This is a genomic window from Citrobacter telavivensis (assembly GCF_041807075.1).
Classification (GTDB): Bacteria; Pseudomonadota; Gammaproteobacteria; order Enterobacterales; family Enterobacteriaceae; genus Citrobacter_A; species Citrobacter_A telavivensis.
In genome coordinates this window covers 1100396-1122312 of the sequence record NZ_JBGUBF010000001.1, presented here as the reverse complement: position 1 = coordinate 1122312, position 21917 = coordinate 1100396, and the positions used below count along the sequence as shown (strand labels likewise).

Below are 21917 nucleotides of genomic sequence, written 5' to 3'. Positions count from 1 at the left end.
GACAAGAGACGGCAGGGTCATTAGGATAGCCACATCTCTTACACCTGACCCAGGTGTAGTATTTGTAACGGTAGGGAGAATACATGCGAACCCTGTGGCGATTCATTGCCGGTTTTTTTAAATGGACGTGGCGACTGCTTAATTTTGTCCGCGAGATGGTGCTTAACCTGTTCTTTATCTTCCTGATCCTGGTCGGTGTGGGAGTCTGGATGCAGGTCAGCAACAATAATACCAGTGATAAAGTCGGTCGCGGTGCCCTGCTATTAGATATTTCCGGGGTGATCGTCGATAAACCGTCCAGCACCAGCCGTCTTGGCGCGCTCAGCCGTCAACTACTGGGCGCCAGCTCCGATCGTCTGCAGGAAAACTCCCTGTTCGATATCGTCAATACCATTCGTCAGGCCAAAGACGATCGCAATATCACCGGTATTGTGATGGATTTAAAAAACTTCGCCGGTGCCGACCAGCCGTCAATGCAGTATATCGGCAAAGCGCTGCGTGAATTCCGCGACAGCGGAAAACCGGTCTATGCCGTCGGCGATAACTTTAGTCAGGGCCAGTATTACCTCGCGAGCTTCGCCAATAAAATCTGGCTGTCGCCGCAGGGCTCGGTCGACATCCACGGTTTTGCCACCAACGGACTCTATTACAAATCCCTGCTGGATAAGCTGAAAGTTTCCACCCACGTGTTCCGCGTTGGAACCTATAAGTCTGCCGTCGAGCCGTTTATTCGTGACGATATGTCGCCTGCGGCGCGGGAAGCAGACAGCCGCTGGATTGGTGAACTGTGGCAGAACTACCTGAATACCGTTGCCGCCAATCGTCAAATCCCGGCAGGGCAAGTCTTCCCTGGCGCACAGGGCGTTCTGGATGCGCTGACGAAAGCCGATGGTGATACAGCGAAGTACGCGCTCGACAGCAAACTGGTCGACGCCCTGCTTTCCAGCGCCGAAGTGGAAAAAGCGCTGACCAAACAGTTTGGCTGGAGCAAAGCCGAAAATAACTATCGCGCGATCAGCTATTACGACTATACGCTCAATCCGCCTGCGGATACGGGCAGCTCCATCGGCGTCGTCTTCGCCAACGGGGCCATCATGGATGGTGAAGAAACGCCGGGGAACGTCGGCGGGGATACCACCGCCTCGCAAATTCGCGATGCGCGTCTGGATCCGAAAGTGAAAGCCATTGTCCTGCGCGTAAACAGCCCTGGCGGCAGCGTGACGGCCTCGGAAGTGATTCGTTCAGAACTGGCCGCCGCGCGCGCTGCCGGCAAACCGGTGGTGGTGTCGATGGGCGGAATGGCAGCGTCCGGTGGTTACTGGATCTCCACGCCGGCCAGCTACATTGTGGCCAACCCGAGCACGCTGACCGGTTCGATTGGTATCTTCGGGGTGATTAACACCGTCGAAAATAGCCTTGATTCAATTGGTGTGCACACCGACGGCGTGGCCACCTCACCGCTGGCCGATATTTCGCTGACCAAGGCCCTGCCGCCGGAAGCGCAGCAAATGATGCAACTGAGCATTGAGAACGGCTATAAGCGTTTTATCACCCTGGTCGCTCAGGCGCGTAAATCTACGCCTGAGCAGATTGATAAAATTGCGCAGGGCCACGTCTGGACCGGCCAGGACGCCAAAGCGAACGGTCTGGTCGACAGCCTTGGCGACTTCGACGATGCGGTCGCTAAAGCGGCTGAACTGGCGAAACTCAAGGCGTGGCATATCGACTATTATCAGGATGAGCCGACCTTCTTCGATATGGTCATGGACGGCATGTCAGGCTCCGTTCGCGCCATGCTGCCGCAGGCGATTCAGGCAATGCTCCCTGCACCGCTGGCCTCAGCGGCCAGTACGGTCAAAGCGGAAGGCGATAAGCTCGCCGCATTCAACGATCCGCAAAACCGTTATGCGTTCTGTCTGACCTGCGCTAACGTGCGTTAATCCCCAATCCCTCTTCCTGCGAAGGGGGATTTTTCCTTGAGCGACAAGATAATAGCCATGCAGAAGAAATCGATTTACGTTGCCTATACCGGTGGGACCATTGGTATGCAGCGCTCCGAACAGGGTTACATCCCGGTCTCCGGACACCTTCAGCGGCAGTTGGCGCTGATGCCCGAATTTCACCGCCCGGAAATGCCCGACTTCACCATTCATGAATATGCCCCGTTGATGGATTCGTCAGATATGACGCCGGAAGACTGGCAGCATATCGCCGACGATATCAAAACCCATTACGACCAGTACGACGGTTTTGTTATCCTTCACGGCACCGACACGATGGCGTTTACCGCCTCCGCACTCTCATTTATGCTGGAGAATCTGGGCAAGCCGGTCATTGTGACAGGGTCACAAATACCGTTGGCGGAGCTGCGTTCTGACGGACAAATCAATCTTCTCAACGCGCTGTACATCGCAGCAAACTATCCGATCAACGAAGTCACCCTGTTCTTCAACAACCGCCTGTTTCGCGGCAACCGCACGACAAAGGCGCATGCCGATGGCTTTGACGCTTTCGCCTCCCCTAACCTCCCGCCGCTACTGGAAGCGGGTATCCACATCCGTCGCCTGGGTACGCCACCGGCCCCGCGAAGTGAAGGCGAACTGATTGTTCACCCAATCACACCGCAGCCGATTGGCGTCGTCACTATTTACCCGGGGATCTCAGCCGATGTGGTGCGCAACTTCCTGCGCCAGCCGGTAAAAGCGCTGATTCTGCGCTCCTATGGCGTGGGTAACGCGCCGCAGAATAAAGCGTTTCTGAAAGAGCTTCGCGAAGCCAGCGAGCGTGGCATTGTGGTGGTGAACCTCACGCAGTGCATGTCGGGGAAAGTGAACATGGGCGGCTATGCCACCGGCAATGCGCTGGCACATGCGGGCGTGATTGGCGGCGCGGATATGACCGTTGAAGCGACCCTGACCAAACTGCATTATCTGCTGAGCAAAGGGCTGGATACGGATGCGATTCGCAAGGCGATGACGCAAAATCTGCGCGGCGAACTCACGCCGGATGACTAAGGAGATACTGATGACGCATCGTGCGCTGTTACTGGTCGATTTACAAAATGATTTCTGCGCTGGCGGCGCGCTGGCGGTCCCGGAGGGCGACAGCACGGTTGATATTGCTAACCGCCTGATCGCATGGTGTCAGACGTGCGGCGATGCGGTGATCGCAAGCCAGGACTGGCATCCTGCGAACCACGGCAGTTTCGCCAGTCAACATCAGGCCCAGCCTTACAGCCAGGGGCAACTGGATGGTCTGGCGCAAACTTTCTGGCCCGATCACTGCGTGCAGGATACCGACGGCGCGGCGTTTCATCCGCTGCTGAACCGCAAGGCGATAGAGGCCGTTTTCCATAAGGGCGAGAACCCACTTGTCGACAGCTACAGCGCCTTTTTTGATAATGGTCGCCGACAGAAAACCGGGTTGGACGCGTGGCTTCGCCAGCACAACGTGAGTGAACTGATAGTCATGGGCCTGGCGACCGACTATTGCGTCAGGTTTACGGTTATGGATGCGCTGCAACTGGGCTATACGGTGAACGTGATTACCGACGGCTGTCGCGGCGTGAACATTCAGCCACAGGACAGTGCCCATGCCTTCATGGAGATGGCCGCCGCAGGTGCTACGCTCTATACCCTCGCCGACTGGGAAGAAACCCAGAATTAGCCCGCAGGAGGATGGCGATCCCCTCACCATCCTCCCACGTTAGTTCAGACTGGAAATTTCCTCGAGCGATACCATTCGCGTTTCAATACCAAAGAAAAACAGAATTAGCGCACAAACCACCAACATAGCGCCCAGCACAATAAATACGGTGACTGAGCCGTATTGCGTCAGTAATACCGCCACGCCATACGGGGTAAAAACCGCCACGATCCGGCCTACCGCATTTACAAATCCTGAACCGCGCAGGCGTAAATGCGTCGGCCACAACTCCGGAACATAGACCGCAGAAGCAAAGCAGACGTACATATACAGGAAAAAAATCATCACCAGACCATAGCTCAGAATGGCCCATTCCGCAGTCTGAATCGAATAGAAATAGCCCAGCAGCGCAACGATGACCAGCAGCAACGAACCGAATAACCGCCGTGGATAACGGTCAATAATCAAAGCGGCGATAAAGATACCGACGGGTGCGCCAATCATAATGATGGCGGTCATAAAAATAGACCTGGTGACATCAATCCCTGAGTTAACAAAAATCGTTGGGATCCATACGGTAATGGTATAAAGCGAAATATTCATCGCGATAAGTACGGTAATGGCCACCAGCGTGCGGCGCAGCATCTGTCCTTTAAACAGCAGCCAGAATGACCCATGCTCCTCACTGACTGAATGCGATTCCGGTTTGCCCGGAGGTGGAGACAAGGTGATGTTCTTCTCTTTTTCAATCTGTATTTCAACGTCGCGCAGATGTTTTTCCGCAATACATTGTCGACCTTTGCCCGCCAGCCAGCGCGGCGATTCAATAAAGTATTTTCCGGAAAGGTACCATGCCAGCAGCATGCCAGCCCCACCAAGGAGAAACATCACTCGCCAGCTCAACAGGGCAATAACGACAACGCCAATGGCCGCAGACAGCATCGGTGCCCAGTTACCGACAAAAGAGAGCCTTGCAGACCATTTTCCTCTGACTGTCGCCGGAATGAACTCCGTAAATGACGCATAGCCCACCATGATAAGCGCCCCCATACCTGTCCCCATGAGACAGCGAAAGAAGATAAGCCAGTACATATTGGGAACAAAGGAAGCCGCGGTTGCGGAAATGCCCACAATCAGCAGATTCATTCGAAACGCTTTCCGGCGTCCAAGATAATCGCCAATAAACCCGCCGGTCAAAGAGCCGATGAAATAACCGAACATCAATGCCGAGGTAAATGCCGCATTGAGGAAATTATTTGACCATCCATTACTTACTAGTTTTGCCAGTACCACATTGCCGGAATAGCTGAGAAAGCCGGTCAATAATAAGCTAATACTGATAATGCCAAAAATGCGAAAATGAAACCGGGCTAAAGGCAAGCGGTCCAGTCTTGCACCGATATGATCATATTGTTCCATCTGGATACCTCAAACACTCATCATTCCCCGACAACCCGAAACTCGCAGAATATAATCTGTATTTTGAACCCGGAAGAGATGAGCATATTAAGTTGTGATTCAGCGGCAAGTTCGACGTTGCCGCATCATTCATCATCACTTTGTATTTAGCATTCACCAGGTGTGAACTAAAAATATTAGCCGCATAAAACTAAAAAATGAGCTGAATATTATTTTTTTTGCAAAATGCAATCCATTCCGCACCGGGTGCTTTATTCGTTATGATATAATTGATATGGCTTAAATCTACTAACTGGACAAAGGCTTTGCGATCAAATTTCGAATGATCCACCAGCAGCGCCACTTCCGTAGCTTGCCGAATCATGGTTTTCTTGATCTCGGCTTCTGCCTCGTTAGAATCAAGCGCCCCACTTTCCCTGTCCAGACCTTTACAGCTCATCACCATAATGTCCACATGGTAACGACTGATAATTTCTTTGGTGATCCGCCCCTGTAATGAAAGCGTATTCTTATTTAACTCACCGCCGGTCGAAACCACATTAATATCCGATTGTGCCAACTCATGAAACGCTTCTGCTGAATTGGTTAATAACGTGAGATCGTTTCGTTCCTTTAATAGCTTCAACAATTCCATGGCAGTACTGCTGGAGTCCGCTGCCATCGTGGTCTTATTTTTAATAAATGGTAGTGCGTTACGCGCAATAATCTGCTTCTCCTCATAGAACGATTTTGCCCGCTTATAAAAATGGATGTTGTCAGATAACGTCGTTGTATTTAATACCGCGCCGCCATAAGTGCGTGTTAAAAAGCCTTCATCCTCGAGTTTTTCCAGATCGCGGCGAATGGTCTCTTCGGTCACCTGGAATATCGTACTTAAATTAGAAACCACCACTTTCTTGTCATTGGCAACCATTTGCTTAATTGCCTGAATTCTGTCTTTTGCCGCCACAGTTACACCTCTGTTTCCTTCAAAGTCATGATAAGTGCTTAGTATCTCATAGGCCATGTTTATTTTCAAAAGAACATGTCTGAATCACAGATTTTCGTGTTCTTTTACACAGAAACAGAGGTGGTGCTTATCGCTCTTATTTATTATTTAACGCTTCCGCCATTTCCCTCATCAATAATGCGTCGTCATCTGTTAAGGCGATAGTTAGCGCTTCAACATTCTCACGGACCTGCTCCGGTGCGGTTGCTCCACTGAGTATTGAAATTAAATCACTCTGTTTCAATATCCATGCCAGCGCCAGCGTGGGTACAGAACAGTGATATTTGTCGCACAGCGGCCGCCACTGTTCCAGCATATCGATAACACGTAGCATATTCTCACGCTGGAACCAGACTTTATTCGCCCTTGCGCCGCCAGGGATGTAGTCGCGCGTTATCGTGCCGGTGAGTAATCCCTGCTCCAGCGGGGAGTAGACCTGTACCACGATGCCATGCTCACGACATAGCGGCAGCAACTCGATTTCCAGCGCCCGATCCAGAATGCTGTACTTCGCTTGCACAATATCCAGCTCACCGTGTTTAAGGTATTCGCGGATATGAGAGGCATCCACATTCGCCGCTCCAATTGAACGAATCTTCCCTTCGGCCTTTAGTTCGTTAAGTACAGCGACTGTTTCCGCAATCGGAGTAAAAAATGGCGGTACCGACTGCCAGTGGGTCATATAAATATCGATGTAATCAATCCCCAGACGTTGCAGGCTGGACTCAACCTCTTCACGGATAGAATCCGGGGAGAGATTTTTATATAACTGACGATCGCCGACCTTGTTGAATAAGCTTCCTTCGCGCTCCCACACAATACCGCACTTGGTCTCAACAACGATTTCTCTGCGCGGTAACTGCTTCAGCGCCTGACCGACAATCACTTCGCTATTGCCAAAATTGTATCCTGGCGCAGTATCAATCAGGTTGATACCACAGCGATGCGCTTCAATGATGGTATCGATACATATCTGTAGATCGAGATCGCCATTCCACGCCGGGCCGCCGCCGATGGCCCATGTGCCCAGCCCCATTCGCGAGAGCGTAATATCAGTACTGCCTAAAGGTATCATTTTCATCTGCCGCTATTATCCTTCGTATTCATCCAGGAGTTGTTCCACCAGCTTTCTGTTTTGCACACCCGTTGTCGCCCCTACGCTTAAGACCGATATCGCTGCCGTCGCGTTAGCAAACAGTGCGCATTCACGCAGCGTTTTTCCCTCAAGTAGTGCAGAGATAAATCCCGAGGCAAAATTATCGCCGGCCCCGATCGTGTCGATGGCGGTAATCCCGGAAACGGCAGGTACCTCCATTCTCATATCAGCACCTTTGATAAAGCAGCCTTTCTTGCCGGTTTTTATCACCACCGTTTTTACGCCGCACTGGAGAAAGCGATCGGCGATTTCATCCAGCGTCTCTTTCCCGGTGAGTTTTTTAGCCTCATCAAAATTAGGGAACAGATAATCGACAAAACTCAACGCTTCCTGAATATCCTCCAGCGTTTCATTAAGCCGGGGTTTGATCATGTCAGCACAAATAATCAACTGCTGCGCCTTCGCCCGGGTAAAAATTTCCGTTAATGCTTTGCCATCCAGCAAAGGGCTATTGAAAATGCTTGCCAGCGATAACAGCTTGACCTGAGAAAAACGGTCAAAATCGATATCGTTGATATTCAACTTCCACAGGCTGCCATTGCGGTTGGTGACAAATGTCCGTTCACCATCCGCAGTAACCAGACCAACGTTAATCGAGGTATCAATTTCAGCGTCCAGTTTCAGGCTTTGAATATCAATATTCTCTTTGCGACAGTGCTCGAGAATAAAATGGCCTGCCGCATCATCGCCAATGCGACTCATCAATGCCGTACGATGTCCAAGGCGGGAAATAATGGTGGCCTCATTGATGGCATCCCCTCCTGTGGTCATGGCGATTCGTTCTAAAGGATAAGAATCTACATCAAAGATATTTTTACTGACCGGTTGCAAAGGAATATCGACAATTGCCGCACCGATGCAAAGCACTTCGATCTCGTCCATATCATCATTCCGCTTTGCCGTCTGAACCAAACAGTTTGATTTTTTCCAGCGCGCGCGCTTTGACGGCTCTGCGCACTTCGCGCTCCAGGTGCAGGAACGGTTGACTCTGATTCTCTTTCACCGCCACCATCGCCGCCTGGCACAGCTCAGTATGAATATTGATCTTGGCAATACCGAGTGAAATGGCCTTTTTAATATCAGCATCGCTGATACCCGAAGCCCCGTGCAGTACCAACGGCACAGAAACGGCCTGACGTACGCGTTCAACCACTTCGAAGTTCAGCTTTGGTTCGGAGGTATAGACACCATGCTGATTACCGATGGCGACAGCCAGTGAATCACAGCCGGTCCGTTCAACAAACTCTGCCGCCTGGCTGGGATCGGTATAATGGTATCCTGCCAGCGCTTCCTCATAGACCGTTTCATTCCCCACGTGTCCCAGCTCGGCTTCAACCGGAATACCCAACGGATGAAAGAAATCAACGGCCTCTTTGGTCAGGCGGATATTTTCTTCAAAGTCAAAAGCGGAGGCATCACGCATTAGCGAATTCATCCCGTGAGTCCAGGCATTATGGATAATCTCCATGCTGCGCCCGTGATCCCAGTGGGTAATCACCGGTACCGATGCCTTTTTCGCCATCGAGACCATCATATGCGAAAAGTCTTCAAATGATGTATTCCCCACAAACCCGGTGCCAAAAGAAATAATCACCGGTGATTTAGCCTCTTCCGCCGCATCGATTACGCCCATCAACATTTCTGCGTTCCACACGTTAAAGTGGGCAATCGCATAATGTTTATTTTGTGCGTCGTTTTCCCAATATTTAATATCTGCCAGCATTGTTATTTCTCCCGTTTAAATTAATCACTATCCCCGCCATAATTCAGGTTGCAGATGTGTTGGCTGCGACTCGAATTATTTAGGGCATAACCTTAATCACACCCTTAATAATGTCGCGTTTGTTATTTACCGACTCATCAAATGCTCGCTGAACCTCTTCATAGTCATAAATATGCGTCACCATCGATTTCACATCGAAACGACCTGAGGAAATCGCTTCAATAGTGACCGGATAGCGGTTGGCGTAGCGGAAAACGGTCTGAATTGAGACTTCACGGTTAATTTTGAGGAAATTAATCGCAGAGTCTCCCGGCACCGTGCCAACAATCATGATTTTCCCGCCGCGCATCACCAGATACGGTGCCTGCTTAACCGTGACGGCGGAACCTGCAGTTTCAAAAACGATGTCAGCCCCCATCTCCCCGGAAAATTGCTGACAGCGGGCAACGGTGTCTTCTTTGGCGCCATTGACGACGAGTGTTGCGCCAAGCTGTTCAGCCATTGCCAACCGTTTTTCCAGGACATCGACCACGGCGATGTCAGTAGCGCCAAGGCATTTACAGGCCTGCAATGTCATCAGACCAATGCAACCCGCACCGAGAATGACGATTTTCTTCCCAGGCTTCACGTCCGCCAGCATTGCCGCATGCATCCCAACGGCAGCAGGCTCCACCAGAGCCCCCTCCATGGTGTCCATGTTGTCCGGGAGCTTATAGGTGAAGCTTTCCGGATGGCACAGGTAGTGCGTTAAGGCACCGCGATAGTTGGGCTGAGTCGCCATAAAGTCGACATCCGGGCAGATGTTGTATTTGCCTTCCAGGCAGTAGCGACAGTGACCGCAGGGTACGCCCGGCTCAATATTCACCCGATCGCCCGGTTTAAACTTGCTGACACGGTTACCCACGGCCACCACCGTCCCGGCGCACTCATGGCCCAGACCGATTTCCTGATTCGGGTCTTTTGGTGGAATAAATGGCCCCGATTCAAAACCGTGAACATCCGAACCGCAAATTCCGACATACTCGACTTTGATCAGGACTTCATGCTCTTTTGGCACCGGCATATCGGCGGCAATAATGTTCATCGTCCCCGGTGTTTTTAATATCGCTTTAGAGTTTTGCATTTTCATTCCTTTATTTATTCGTTACCGCATCAATACCCAGACTCTCGACCGAGACACCTTTTGTTTCTATTCCAATAGTGGCAATAGCAACAGCGACAATAATTGAGACGGCGCCCAGCAGGATGAAGACGCCCGTCACACCATAACCGTTAAGCAACACCGCGACGGCGTAAGGTGCGGCAATCCCGCTGATTCGACCAACGGCATTCGCCAGGCCTGATCCTCTAAGCTTTGCTTCCGTAGGCCAGATTTCCGGTACATAAACGGCCGAAGCGTAGCAGACATACATATAGACAAAGGTAATCAGGAAAAAGCCAATTAAGGTAATCAGCAACATGCTGGTTTGCAGTGAATAGATATACCCGAGGACGGCTATCAATATTAATAAACCTACGCCCATTGTTTTACGGGGAATTTTATCCATCACCAGCATGGCGATGAAAATACCAAACGGCGCGCCGAACATACTCATCGTATTTAATACAATGGAGTCTTTCAGATTGATTCCCTGGGTCATAAATATTGTCGGCAACCAGTTAATTAACGTGTATTGCACGACGTTCATGGCAATCAGCACACAGGAACCCAAAATAACGCGTTTCAGTAATACACCGGTCAGCAATGCGGAATACGGTACTGAACGCGGCGGCTTACCGTTGTCTTCGATAATGACCGGTGGCAACGGCTTACCCGTTTGACGCATCACCCCCTCTTCAATCGCCTGCATGACTTTTTCGGCGTCCTGATAGCGTCCGCGTGACTCCAGCCAGCGGGGTGATTCAGGGAACCAGCGCCAGGCAAGTGCAGTGGCAATAAGTGATAATACGGCCGGGATTAACAGCTGCACGCGCCAGTTCCACTCTGCGCTAATCAGCGGCGTGAGTCCCATCGCGATGAGCGAACACAGCGGATACGACCAGTTACCGATAAACGAAACCCGACTTGACCAGGTGCCCCGGTTTCTTCCCGGCATATACTCCGTGAATCCGGCAAAGAGAGTAACCAGCAACGCCCCTAATCCGACGCCCATAACAAAACGGCAGGCGATCAGGAAATCCATATTTGGCGAAAATGCGCCAACCACCATGGCGGCAATATGAATCGCTTCGTAGAGGATAAACGCATTTCTGCGTCCGGTTTTATCACCGATGATCCCACCAACCAGGGCACCGAGGAACATCCCCGCCGTGGTAATCGCGGAAAAAGTGGCGGTTGTGGAATTATCAGTCCAGCCTAACTCTTTTAGCTGCGCGAGGATCAACCCACCAACGGCATTACTCCAGCAGACAAGTAACCCAAAGGCGACCATCGCAAACATTGATGTATGCCAGCGACAATCCGGCAGGCGATCCAGTCGGGCGCCGCAATGTGGCTTTGTTATCTGTTCCATTCGATAACGTTCCTTTAGCAGAAGGGTTATTCATCAAAGTCGTAGGTCATAATCACTTTGATCGCCGTTTTATCGACCATCGCGTCGAAACCGTCACGCCACTGTGACAGGCCAATACGATGCGTAATCATCGGTTTGACCTGGATTGCGCCACTGGCGAGTAAGCGAATGGCATTACGCCAGGAGGTGGAATCGTAGGCCATATGCCCGATAATGCTTTTGTTCCACGCAGTGATGTCGTTAATGGAGAAATCGAGCGGTTTGAACCCCATACCAACGCGCACCACTTCACCGTTAGGACGCAGCATTTCGATGGACTGCTTCAGGGCAATGTTGGCGCCAGAACACTCGATCACCAGGCCAAGATTGTCTTTGCCGCAGATTTCCTGGCAGCGTGCGACCACATCTTCCGTGGAGCCGTTAACGACCGCCGTCGCACCCAATTCTTTTGCCACCGGGAAACGAACAGGAACATCCTCTTCCAGGCCGACCATCACAATATTGACCGCGCCCATGATGCGAGCCATCTGCACAGAGAACAGCCCTAACGGACCCGTGCCGATCACCACCACGTCCTGACCCGGTAAAAATTTGGATTGCTGAGCAATAGATTTATAGGCGTTGCAGATGGGATCCAGCACTGCGGCCTCTTCGTAATCAACGTTTTCCGGGATCTCCCACAGGGCATGGCGATGAATTTTCAGGATTTCACCCGGCACCAGGCAGTATTTCGAAAATCCACCACCCCAGGTGTTATTATCCAATCCCAGATTCACTTTTTCTGTGCAACACAGAAAATCCCCCTGATCACAGGCCGGGCAGACGCCGCAGACATGCCCACTGTTGTCTGAAACCACGCGCTGACCCACCTTCCAGTCTTTAACCTTTTCCCCAACCTGCGTAATACGTCCTGCAAACTCATGGCCACGAATGGAGTTAAACCGATCGGAACCGCTATCAACGTTGTAATGTTTCATGTCTGCGCCACAGATTGCTGCCGCTTTGATTTCAATCACCACATCGTCAGGTCCGCATACAGGTTGCGGTACGTCAATCATCTTGTAGCCACCAAAGGCCTTACCAAATCTTGCCAGTGCTTTCATTGCTTTTTCCTTTGTGTTTAGTTTTGCATCAATGCCCATCATACTTACCCACAAAATCTTTGAGGTCAACATTGAATCTTTAAAACACAGACAAACATCTGCATTTCGCAACTCAGATCACAAATACGAAGAAACTGATCCGTGAAAACAAAGGAATGTGGAAGAGGCTTTGCAAAAATGCCGTGAACACCTTCGTAGTTTTTCCTGCACGAAGGTGCTAGTTTGTTCAGGTTGTTTTTTCGCCACGCCATTTCAGTGGCGTGTTTGTTTTTTTTTAATGTCAAAGAGGATCGCTATGAAACGTTTGCCCTTGTTGGCAGCATTACCCTTGCTATGCGCGTCTGTCGCGTCCGCCAGTTCTATGATGTCCGTCGGCTACTTCAACGGCGGCGGAGATGTCACCGCCGGACCGGGCGGCGATATCAACAAACTGGATGTCCGCCAGATTACCCACCTCAACTACTCGTTCGGCTTGATTTACAACGCTGAAAAAGACGAAACCAACGCCGCGCTAAAAGATCCGACGAAGCTTCATCAGATCTGGCTGTCGCCGAAAGTGGAGTCTGACCTCGCCCTGCTCCCGGTACTGCGTAAACAGAACCCGCGTCTGAAAGTCCTGCTTTCTGTCGGCGGCTGGGGGGCGCGCGGATTCTCGGGTGCCGCCGCGACGCCGGAAACACGTGCCGTGTTTATTCAGTCCGCCATGGAGATAGTGCAGAAATACGGACTCGACGGTATCGATCTGGACTGGGAATACCCGGTCAACGGTGCCTGGGGACTGGTTGCCAGTCAGCCCGCCGATCGTGAGAATTTCACGCTGCTGCTGAAAGAACTGCGTCAGGCGGTCGGCAACCAGAAACTGGTGACAATTGCCGTCGGGGCGAATGCGGAAAGTCCGAAAAGTTGGGTGGATGTGAAGGCGATTGCTCCACTACTCGACTACATCAACCTGATGACTTACGACATGGCCTACGGAACGCAATATTTCAACGCCAACCTGTATGATTCGAAAGACTGGCCAACCGTGGCAACTGCCGATAAGTACAGCGTCGACTTTGTGGTCAACAACTACCTTGCCGCTGGCCTAAAACCCCAACAGATGAATCTGGGGATCGGTTTTTATGGTCGCGTCCCCAAACGTACGGTGGAGCCGGGAATTGACTGGACGAAGCCGGACGCACAAAAAAATCCGGTCACTCTGCCCTACTTTGGCGAACCGGAAATCACACTGTTTAAATCGCTGGGGGTCGATCTGACCAAAGACACCTACGTGAAGTACAACGACATTGTCAAAACGTTTCTCAACGATCCGCAGAAGCGTTTTACCGAACACTGGGACGCTCAGGCGATGGTGCCGTGGCTGTCCGTTCAGTCGGCTGACGGTAAGCCCCTGTTTGCCCTCTCTTACGAAAACCCCCGCTCGGTGGCAATCAAAGCGGAGTACATCAAGAAGCGCGGACTGGCCGGCGCAATGTTCTGGGAGTACGGTGCGGACGACAATAACCAGCTTGCGAAACAGCTGGCGGAATCCTTAGGCATTCAACACTAAGCGCCACCCATTGCTGATAATGCCCTGTGCGCCCGCACAGGGCATTTTTTTCACAAGCTGCGGGATCGGTGTGTTACGCGAAACGGAATCGGTTATGATGGCCCCAGGCCGTTGCGTCAGTGTTTGACGTCACGTTTCATTTTCAACTGGAGGCATGGGATTGTATGGCTTTTATCCCTAAAAATTACGCCCGTCTGGAAGTTGGCTACCGGGAAAAGGCGCTGAAACTCTTCCCGTGGGTCTGCGGCCGCTGTTCCCGCGAATTTGTCTATTCAAATCTTCGCGAACTGACGGTGCATCATATCGATCACGATCATTCCAATAATCCGGAAGACGGCAGCAACTGGGAGATGTTGTGCCTGTACTGCCACGATCATGAGCATTCCAAATATACGGAAGCCGATCAATATGGTTCCACAGTGGTGGCTGGAGAGGATGCGCAAAAGAGCGTCGGTGAAGCCACGTACAACCCTTTTGCCGACCTGAAGGCAATGCTGAATAAAAAATAATCCGCCGCGTTAGCCCGGCAAAACTGTAGAATGCCGGGCCTCACTGCGCGCTATCAGGATTTAAACGTCGCAATCGGTTCTGGCGTAATGCCAAAATCTACCTTCAGTTGCTGCTTGCTCTTCATCACCATCTGCCCGTTGGTATCAATCGTCATATGCTGAGCGTCAGTATTGTGGCGCGCCTGCCAGAGCATCACCAGTTGCAGACTGTTATCTTTTTGCTCCGGGGTCAGCGCCACGCCATCCGGCCATTTTCCCAGCTCAACGGCGGTTGATAAGCGCTGATACACTTCCGGCGTCATGCTGTTAACTATCTCATCAAGATTCATGATAAGTCCGCTCCTATGGAATAAATTGCTGAATCGTTTTTTCAACCTTTGGTCTGGTCACCGTTTTCATCATCGGTAAAGCTCAGAGAAGCTGAATTGACACAGTAGCGTTCGCCGGTAGGTTGCGGACCATCGGGGAAAACGTGTCCCAGATGCGCGTCGCAGTTTCCACAGCGAATTTCAATACGTTGCATGCCGTGCGAGAAGTCCTTGATGTAGCGGATCGACTCTTCACTCACCGGTTCGTAAAAGCTGGGCCAGCCGCAGCCGGAATCGTATTTGGACTGGGAGGTAAACAGTGGCGCATCGCAGATCAAACAGTGATAAACGCCGTCTCGCTTGTTATGCAGCAACTGCCCGGTAAATGGCGGTTCTGTGCCGTGATTCTGCGTCACGTAGAACTGCATTTCAGACAGGTTTTTTTTCAGATCTTCCGTAGAAGGTTTGTTCGCCATTTGCTCACATCTCACTTTTCATGACGCTGACATTGCACGACAGATTCTAACAAAACATTAACACCTCAGTGCAGACTTTTGTTCTAAACTTGATCCTTGCGAAATGGCAGCTTGTGAATCGTGATGCAAATCACGTTTTTATCTCAGTTGCCCTTTAAAATTCGGGGCGCCGCCCCCATGTGGTTTCAAGCCCAATGGAAGAGTGAGGCGAATCAGCTGCGCAAAGCTTGTGCAGAGGATTGATTTGTCGCAATGATTGACACGATTCCGCTTGACGCTGCGTAAGGTTTTTGTAATTTTACAGGCAACCTTTTATTCACTAACAAATAGCTGGTGGAATATATGACTATCAAAGTAGGTATCAACGGTTTTGGCCGTATCGGTCGCATTGTTTTCCGTGCTGCTCAGAAACGTTCTGACATCGAGATCGTTGCAATCAACGACCTGTTAGACGCTGAATACATGGCTTACATGCTGAAATATGACTCCACTCACGGCCGTTTCGACGGTACCGTTGAAGTGAAAGACGGTCATCTGATCGTTAACGGTAAAAAAATCCGTGTTACCGCTGAACGTGATCCGGCTAACCTGAAATGGGATGAAGTTGGTGTTGACGTAGTGGCTGAAGCGACCGGTATCTTCCTGACCGACGAGACTGCTCGTAAGCACATCACTGCTGGCGCGAAGAAAGTCGTACTGACTGGTCCGTCCAAAGATGACACCCCGATGTTTGTTAAAGGCGCTAACTTTGACAAATATGCTGGCCAGGACATCGTTTCCAACGCATCCTGCACCACCAACTGCCTGGCTCCGCTGGCTAAAGTTATCAACGACAACTTCGGTATCATCGAAGGTCTGATGACCACTGTTCACGCAACCACCGCAACTCAGAAAACCGTTGATGGCCCGTCTCACAAAGACTGGCGTGGCGGCCGTGGCGCGGCTCAGAACATCATCCCATCCTCTACCGGTGCGGCTAAAGCCGTTGGTAAAGTACTGCCAGAACTGAATGGCAAACTGACGGGTATGGCGTTCCGCGTTCCGACTCCGAACGTATCCGTTGTTGACCTGACCGTTCGTCTGGAAAAAGCTGCTTCTTACGAAGACATTAAGAAAGCGATCAAAGCTGCTTCCGAAGGCCCGATGAAAGGCGTTCTGGGTTACACCGAAGACGACGTTGTTTCTACCGATTTCAACGGCGAAGTTTGCACTTCCGTGTTCGATGCCAAAGCCGGTATCGCACTGAACGACAACTTCGTGAAACTGGTTTCCTGGTACGACAACGAAACCGGTTATTCCAACAAGGTTCTGGATCTGATTGCTCACATCTCCAAATAAGTTGAGATGAAACAGTAATCTGTAAGAGCGACTTCGGTCGCTCTTTTTTTTGCCTGAAGAGAAAGGATTACATCATGATCAATAAAATTTTTGCACTTCCGGTAATCGAACACATTACCCCTGTCCTCTCCCGTCGTCAGCTCGACGAACTCGATGTGGTTGTCGTCGACCACCCCCAGGTGAAAGCGTCTTTAGCGTTACAGGGTGCGCACCTGCTCTCCTGGAAACCGGCGGGAGAACAAGAGGTTCTGTGGCTGAGCAACAACACACCGTTTAAAAATGGCGTCGCACTGCGCGGTGGCGTGCCAATCTGCTGGCCGTGGTTTGGTCCGGCGGCCCAGCAGGGTCTACCGGCGCATGGATTTGCCCGTAACCTGCCGTGGACGCTGAAGGCGCATAATGAAGACGACAACGGTGCGGTGCTGACCTTTGAACTGCAAAGCAGTGAAGCGACTCGCCAGTACTGGCCGCATGACTTCACCCTGCTGGCGCGCTTTAAAGTGGGTAAAACCTGTGAGATCGAACTGGAAGCGCACGGCGAATTTGAAACAACCTCCGCGCTGCATACCTATTTCAACGTTGGCGATATCGCGGCGGTGAAAGTCAGCGGTCTGGGCGATCGTTTTATCGACAAAGTGAACAATGCAAAAGAAGATGCGCTGACCGATGGCGTGCAGACTTTCCCGGATCGTACCGACCGCGTCTATCTGAACCCGGAAGCCTGCAGCGTGATTCACGATGCTGCACTGAACCGCAACATCGACGTCGTGCATCATCACCACCTTAACGTCGTCGGCTGGAACCCGGGCCCGGCGCTGTCCGTAAGCATGGGCGATATGCCGGACGATGGCTACAAAACCTTTGTGTGTGTGGAAACGGCATACGCCACCGCGGCACAGAAGACCACCGAAGAGAAACCGTCCCGCCTGGCGCAGACTATTCGCGTTACCAGACGTTAAGTAATAAGTGATGCCGGAGTTTCTGTAGGCCGGATAAGATGCGTGAGCATCACCATCCGGCAATCAATGCCAGATGGCGGCTAACGCCTTATCTGGCCTACAAAAATAACATCCGGCATCGTCACACCATATCCAGCGCCGTTTTCCCCTTCGACGCGGGATACGCCTTATCCAGCGCGGCGAGTTCCTGGGCTGAAAGCGTAATGCTCAGCGCCGCCGCATTTTGCTGCACATGCTCGACACTTGCCGCTTTCGGAATTGCCATCACCCCCTGATGACTGATGACCCACGCCAACAGGATCTGCGCCGCTGACGCACTGTGCGCATGCGCAATCTCATTGACCACGGGATGGTTCAGCAAGCCGCTGCGAAGTCGTCCGGCCTGCGCCAGCGGGCTGTAGGCCATCATGGGGAGTTGATGCTGCTGACACCACGGTAGCAGATCGTACTCAATGCCGCGTGAAGCCAAATGATACAGCACCTGATTGGTCGCGCACTGCCTGCCGCCCGGGACCTGCCACAGCGCCTGCATATCGTCAACGTCGAGATTGGACACTCCCCAGCGACGAATTTTGCCCTGGGCAATCAGTGTTTCCATCGCCTCAACCGTCTCGGCAAAGGTGAAGTTACCCGACCAGTGCAATAAGTAGAGATCCAGATAGTCGGTTTTCAGGCGGCGCAGGCTGGCCTCGCAGGCGGCAATCGCTTTTTGTCCCCCCGCGTTCCACGGATAGACCTTCGACACCAGAAAAACGCGTTCACGTAAGCCGTTCAACGCCTCACCGACCACTTCTTCCGCTCCGCCATCGGCATACATTTCGGCGGTGTCGATGAGCGTCAGCCCCAGATCGACGCCCGCACGGAGTGCAGACACTTCCGCCCGGCGATGGCCGGGATTCTCACCCATATACCACGTCCCCTGCCCGATCGCGGGCAGAACAACCCCACCGTCAAAGACAACCTGTTTATCTGTCATCACATCCTCCTTTGTTGTGCACCACCGTAATGCAAAACAGGGCGCAAGCGCCCTGTTTTGATGCACAAATTGCACCGTAATAATGCACAATCAGAACTTATAGGTGATCCCGGTCGAAATCAGGCCAGTCCAGGATTTGTCGATCATCGGGCTGTCGGTAATTTCATCCGACAGACGGGTGTAACGTGCAGTACCGTAAACGCTCCAGTCACCGAGGAAGTTGTAGTTCGCGCTCAGCTCCAGGTACGGGTTCCAGCTGTCGTTCGGGTTATAGCCACGCATACCGCTTCTTGCGGACTCTTTACGAGACACACCGTAGTAGTAGTCGTTCTGATTCTCACTGTTCCACTCAACACCAATACCTGGCGTCAACGTCAGGCCGCCATTGGTGTAGCGATACAGCCAGGCCAGATCCCAGACGATACCGTTGCTGTTGTCCAGCGTATCCCCGGCGAGCGTGGTACGCAGGAAACCGTATTCGGTATTATGGACGTAAGATAAGCCCGCCATCATGGTGCTCTTACGCTTATCCAGACGACGCATCTGACGATCGTCGCTGTCGCCCGGTTTGAAATACATCGGGGACCAGTAGGCCGTGATCGACAACTTGTCTGCAGTGTCGTTCCATAGATAGTATCCACCGCCCAGACCACGGAACCAGAAGTTGTCGCCTTCGTAGTTGATCACCGGAACCGGGTAAACATCTGCGTCGTAATCTTTATAAGGGTGTTCAACCACACCAACGCCAGCGCCAAGCGTCAGGTTGCTTTCAGCGTGCACCACGGTAGCAGACGATGCGATAAACACGCCAAGTGCCAGAAGTTTGAGTTTGGTCACAATCCATCTTTCCTTATTCAATTGTTCAGCGGCAAAAGTGTAACCGCCAATACGTTACAACCCAACCATTTTACAAATTAATGAAAGAATGTAACCGTCTAATTTTGCAGGCTGAGATGACACGCGGCTTACAGTGGGATGAAAACGGTGTGATCTCCTGCCACATTATTTACATTAACTATGCATTTTTTGCGGATGAGTTATTGATATGCCATTGAAAATCATTTGCGAGCGCATGCAAGTTTTGCAAATGCCATCTACGCTTTAATTTAGAAGTTGTATCGCCGGGCACGTTGGTCTCACGCTGTACAAGCTGGCATGAGAGTTGCTGTTTTTTTGATACGAGACAGTAAATGACGTCGTTCAGTCTACCTCTTCCGGGAGCCTCTACTATTCATATGAACGGCTCTTAACCTGTGCTAAAAAACGAAAGGACGGCATATCATGAATATATTCGATCACTATCGCCAGCGTTATGAAGCTGCCAAGGACGAAGAGTTCACACTGCAGGAGTTTCTTACCACTTGTCGGCAAGATCGCAGTGCTTATGCCAACGCGGCAGAACGGCTATTGATGGCTATTGGTGAACCCGTCATGGTTGATACTGCCCAGGAACCCCGACTTTCTCGCCTCTTCTCCAACCGGGTTATCGCTCGTTACCCGGCGTTTGAAGAGTTTTACGGCATGGAAGACGCGATCGAACAGATTGTCTCTTATCTGAAACACGCGGCTCAGGGGCTGGAAGAGAAGAAACAGATCCTGTATCTGTTGGGGCCTGTAGGGGGCGGGAAATCGTCGCTTGCCGAACGACTGAAGTCGTTGATGCAGCGCGTCCCGATTTATGTCCTGAGCGCCAACGGTGAGCGCAGTCCGGTGAACGATCATCCACTGTGTCTGTTTAATCCGCAGGAAGATACCCAGATTCTGGAAAAAGAGTACGGCATTCCGCGCCGTTATCTCGGCACCATTATGTCGCCGTGGGCTGCCAAACGCCTGCATGAGTTCGGTGGGGATATCACCAAGTTCCGCGTGGTAAAAGTCTGGCCGTCAATCCTTGCGCAAATCGCGATTGCCAAAACGGAACCCGGCGATGAGAACAACCAGGATATCTCCGCGCTGGTCGGGAAAGTGGATATTCGTAAACTCGAACACCACGCCCAGAACGATCCGGACGCGTATGGCTATTCCGGCGCGCTGTGCCGGGCGAACCAGGGGATTATGGAATTTGTCGAGATGTTTAAAGCACCGATTAAAGTGCTGCATCCGCTGCTGACCGCCACTCAGGAAGGGAACTACAACGGCACCGAGGGGATCTCCGCCCTGCCGTTCAACGGTATTATTCTCGCCCACTCGAACGAGTCGGAATGGGTGACTTTCCGTAACAATAAAAACAACGAAGCCTTCCTCGACCGCGTTTATATCGTGAAGGTACCGTACTGCTTACGCATTTCCGAAGAGATTAAAATCTACGAGAAATTGCTTAACCACAGCGAGCTGACCCACGCGCCCTGCGCGCCGGGAACCCTGGAAACGCTGGCGCGCTTCTCGATTCTTTCCCGTCTGAAAGATCCGGAAAACTCGAGTATCTACTCGAAAATGCGCGTCTATGACGGTGAAAGTCTGAAAGATACCGATCCGAAAGCGAAGTCATATCAGGAGTACCGCGACTACTCCGGCGTTGACGAAGGGATGAATGGTCTGTCAACCCGCTTCGCGTTTAAGATCCTCTCGCGCGTCTTTAACTTTGACCATGTCGAAGTTGCCGCTAACCCGGTTCATCTGTTCTATGTACTGGAACAGCAGATCGAGCGTGAACAGTTCCCACAGGAGCAGGCAGAACGCTATCTCGAGTTCCTGAAAGGGTATCTGATTCCGAAATACGCCGAGTTCATTGGCAAAGAGATCCAGACCGCCTATCTGGAATCCTACTCGGAATACGGACAGAACATTTTCGACCGTTATGTCACGTATGCCGATTTCTGGATTCAGGATCAGGAGTACCGCGATCCGGATACCGGTCAGTTGTTTGACCGTGAATCGCTGAACGCTGAGCTGGAGAAAATTGAGAAACCCGCGGGGATCAGTAATCCGAAAGATTTCCGTAATGAAATCGTCAACTTTGTGCTGCGCGCGCGCGCCAACAACAGCGGACGGAATCCGAACTGGACCAGCTATGAAAAACTGCGCACGGTCATTGAGAAGAAAATGTTCTCCAATACCGAAGAGCTGCTGCCGGTCATTTCGTTCAATGCCAAAACCTCGACCGATGAGCAGAAGAAACACGACGACTTTGTCGACCGGATGATGGAAAAAGGCTATACCCGTAAACAAGTGCGTTTACTGTGCGAATGGTATCTGCGCGTACGTAAATCGTCTTAACAGCAAACGGCCCGGCGACGCATTGTGCCAGCCGGGCCC

The 21917-nt window shown here is 51.6% G+C and carries 20 protein-coding genes; 8 read left to right on the top strand and 12 right to left on the bottom strand.

The features are described 5' to 3' along the window. Positions 1-83 precede the first annotated feature (83 nt). Genes sppA through pncA form a run of 3 tightly spaced genes read left to right on the top strand, consistent with a single transcriptional unit; the run spans position 84 to position 3666 of the window. Complete coding sequence (gene sppA / locus ACERJC_RS05365; protein WP_286633129.1) at positions 84-1940, top strand: signal peptide peptidase SppA; 1857 nt, start codon at positions 84-86, stop codon at positions 1938-1940. A 57-nt stretch (positions 1941-1997) separates the two neighbouring features. Further along, a complete protein-coding gene (gene ansA, locus ACERJC_RS05360; protein ID WP_373671679.1) occupies positions 1998-3014 on the top strand; it encodes an asparaginase in 1017 nt (338 codons plus the stop codon). Positions 3015-3024: 10 nt separating this feature from the next. Further along, entirely contained in the window at positions 3025-3666 is a 642-nt protein-coding gene (gene pncA / locus ACERJC_RS05355) for a bifunctional nicotinamidase/pyrazinamidase (RefSeq protein ID WP_373671207.1), read from the top strand. 39 nt (positions 3667-3705) lie between these two features. On the opposite strand, the gene ACERJC_RS05350 is transcribed toward pncA, so the two are convergent. The 8 genes from ACERJC_RS05350 to ACERJC_RS05315 form a co-directional block, all read right to left on the bottom strand. Continuing rightward, complete coding sequence (locus ACERJC_RS05350) at positions 3706-5064, bottom strand: MFS transporter (protein WP_373671206.1); 1359 nt, start codon at positions 5062-5064, stop codon at positions 3706-3708. 190 nt (positions 5065-5254) lie between these two features. After that, positions 5255-6013 (bottom strand): DeoR/GlpR family DNA-binding transcription regulator, encoded by a 759-nt coding sequence (locus tag ACERJC_RS05345; RefSeq protein ID WP_286633127.1) that lies wholly within the window; start codon positions 6011-6013, stop codon positions 5255-5257. 136 nt (positions 6014-6149) lie between these two features. Beyond that, positions 6150-7133, bottom strand: coding sequence for an NADH-dependent methylglyoxal reductase (gene ydjG / locus ACERJC_RS05340; protein WP_373671205.1), 984 nt, complete (start codon positions 7131-7133; stop codon positions 6150-6152). Positions 7134-7142: 9 nt separating this feature from the next. Then, entirely contained in the window at positions 7143-8090 is a 948-nt protein-coding gene (locus tag ACERJC_RS05335) for a sugar kinase (protein ID WP_152404954.1), read from the bottom strand. 4 nt (positions 8091-8094) lie between these two features. Next, on the bottom strand, positions 8095-8931 hold the full coding sequence (locus ACERJC_RS05330) for a ketose-bisphosphate aldolase (RefSeq protein ID WP_373671204.1): 837 nt from the start codon (positions 8929-8931) through the stop codon (positions 8095-8097). Positions 8932-9010: 79 nt separating this feature from the next. Further along, a complete protein-coding gene (locus tag ACERJC_RS05325) occupies positions 9011-10054 on the bottom strand; it encodes an NAD(P)-dependent alcohol dehydrogenase (protein WP_152404956.1) in 1044 nt (347 codons plus the stop codon). 10 nt (positions 10055-10064) lie between these two features. Beyond that, entirely contained in the window at positions 10065-11444 is a 1380-nt protein-coding gene (locus tag ACERJC_RS05320; RefSeq protein ID WP_373671203.1) for an MFS transporter, read from the bottom strand. A gap of 26 nt (positions 11445-11470) precedes the next feature. After that, positions 11471-12547 (bottom strand): zinc-binding dehydrogenase, encoded by a 1077-nt coding sequence (locus ACERJC_RS05315; RefSeq protein WP_373671202.1) that lies wholly within the window; start codon positions 12545-12547, stop codon positions 11471-11473. Between the two features lie 295 nt (positions 12548-12842). On the opposite strand from ACERJC_RS05315, the gene chiD reads away from it, so the two are divergent. Continuing rightward, positions 12843-14096: a chitinase ChiD gene (chiD, locus tag ACERJC_RS05310; protein WP_373671201.1), complete on the top strand. Its 1254-nt coding sequence runs from the start codon at positions 12843-12845 to the stop codon at positions 14094-14096. 164 nt (positions 14097-14260) lie between these two features. Continuing rightward, positions 14261-14605, top strand: a complete 345-nt coding sequence (gene yajD / locus ACERJC_RS05305) for an HNH nuclease YajD (protein WP_042319478.1) — start codon at positions 14261-14263, stop codon at positions 14603-14605. Positions 14606-14658: 53 nt separating this feature from the next. Here the strand turns inward: yajD and ACERJC_RS05300 are convergent, their stop codons facing one another. Both ACERJC_RS05300 and msrB read right to left on the bottom strand, forming a co-directional pair. Continuing rightward, a complete protein-coding gene (locus ACERJC_RS05300) occupies positions 14659-14934 on the bottom strand; it encodes a YeaC family protein (protein WP_046479650.1) in 276 nt (91 codons plus the stop codon). A gap of 41 nt (positions 14935-14975) precedes the next feature. Continuing rightward, positions 14976-15389, bottom strand: coding sequence for a peptide-methionine (R)-S-oxide reductase MsrB (gene msrB, locus ACERJC_RS05295; protein WP_152404960.1), 414 nt, complete (start codon positions 15387-15389; stop codon positions 14976-14978). 342 nt (positions 15390-15731) lie between these two features. On the opposite strand from msrB, the gene gapA reads away from it, so the two are divergent. Beyond that, complete coding sequence (gapA, locus tag ACERJC_RS05290) at positions 15732-16727, top strand: glyceraldehyde-3-phosphate dehydrogenase (protein WP_042319484.1); 996 nt, start codon at positions 15732-15734, stop codon at positions 16725-16727. Positions 16728-16801: 74 nt separating this feature from the next. After that, positions 16802-17686, top strand: a complete 885-nt coding sequence (locus ACERJC_RS05285) for a D-hexose-6-phosphate mutarotase (RefSeq protein ID WP_373671200.1) — start codon at positions 16802-16804, stop codon at positions 17684-17686. Positions 17687-17807: 121 nt separating this feature from the next. Here the strand turns inward: ACERJC_RS05285 and ACERJC_RS05280 are convergent, their stop codons facing one another. Together ACERJC_RS05280 and ACERJC_RS05275 are read right to left on the bottom strand one after the other, a co-directional pair. Beyond that, positions 17808-18662 (bottom strand): aldo/keto reductase, encoded by an 855-nt coding sequence (locus ACERJC_RS05280; RefSeq protein ID WP_373671199.1) that lies wholly within the window; start codon positions 18660-18662, stop codon positions 17808-17810. A gap of 90 nt (positions 18663-18752) precedes the next feature. Then, complete coding sequence (locus ACERJC_RS05275) at positions 18753-19499, bottom strand: MipA/OmpV family protein (RefSeq protein WP_046479642.1); 747 nt, start codon at positions 19497-19499, stop codon at positions 18753-18755. A gap of 444 nt (positions 19500-19943) precedes the next feature. Between ACERJC_RS05275 and yeaG the strand changes: the two genes are divergently transcribed. Then, the gene (gene yeaG, locus ACERJC_RS05270; protein WP_043000926.1) at positions 19944-21878 is read left to right on the top strand and encodes a protein kinase YeaG; all 1935 of its coding nucleotides are present in this window, start codon (positions 19944-19946) and stop codon (positions 21876-21878) included. The last annotated feature ends 39 nt before the right edge of the window (positions 21879-21917 follow it).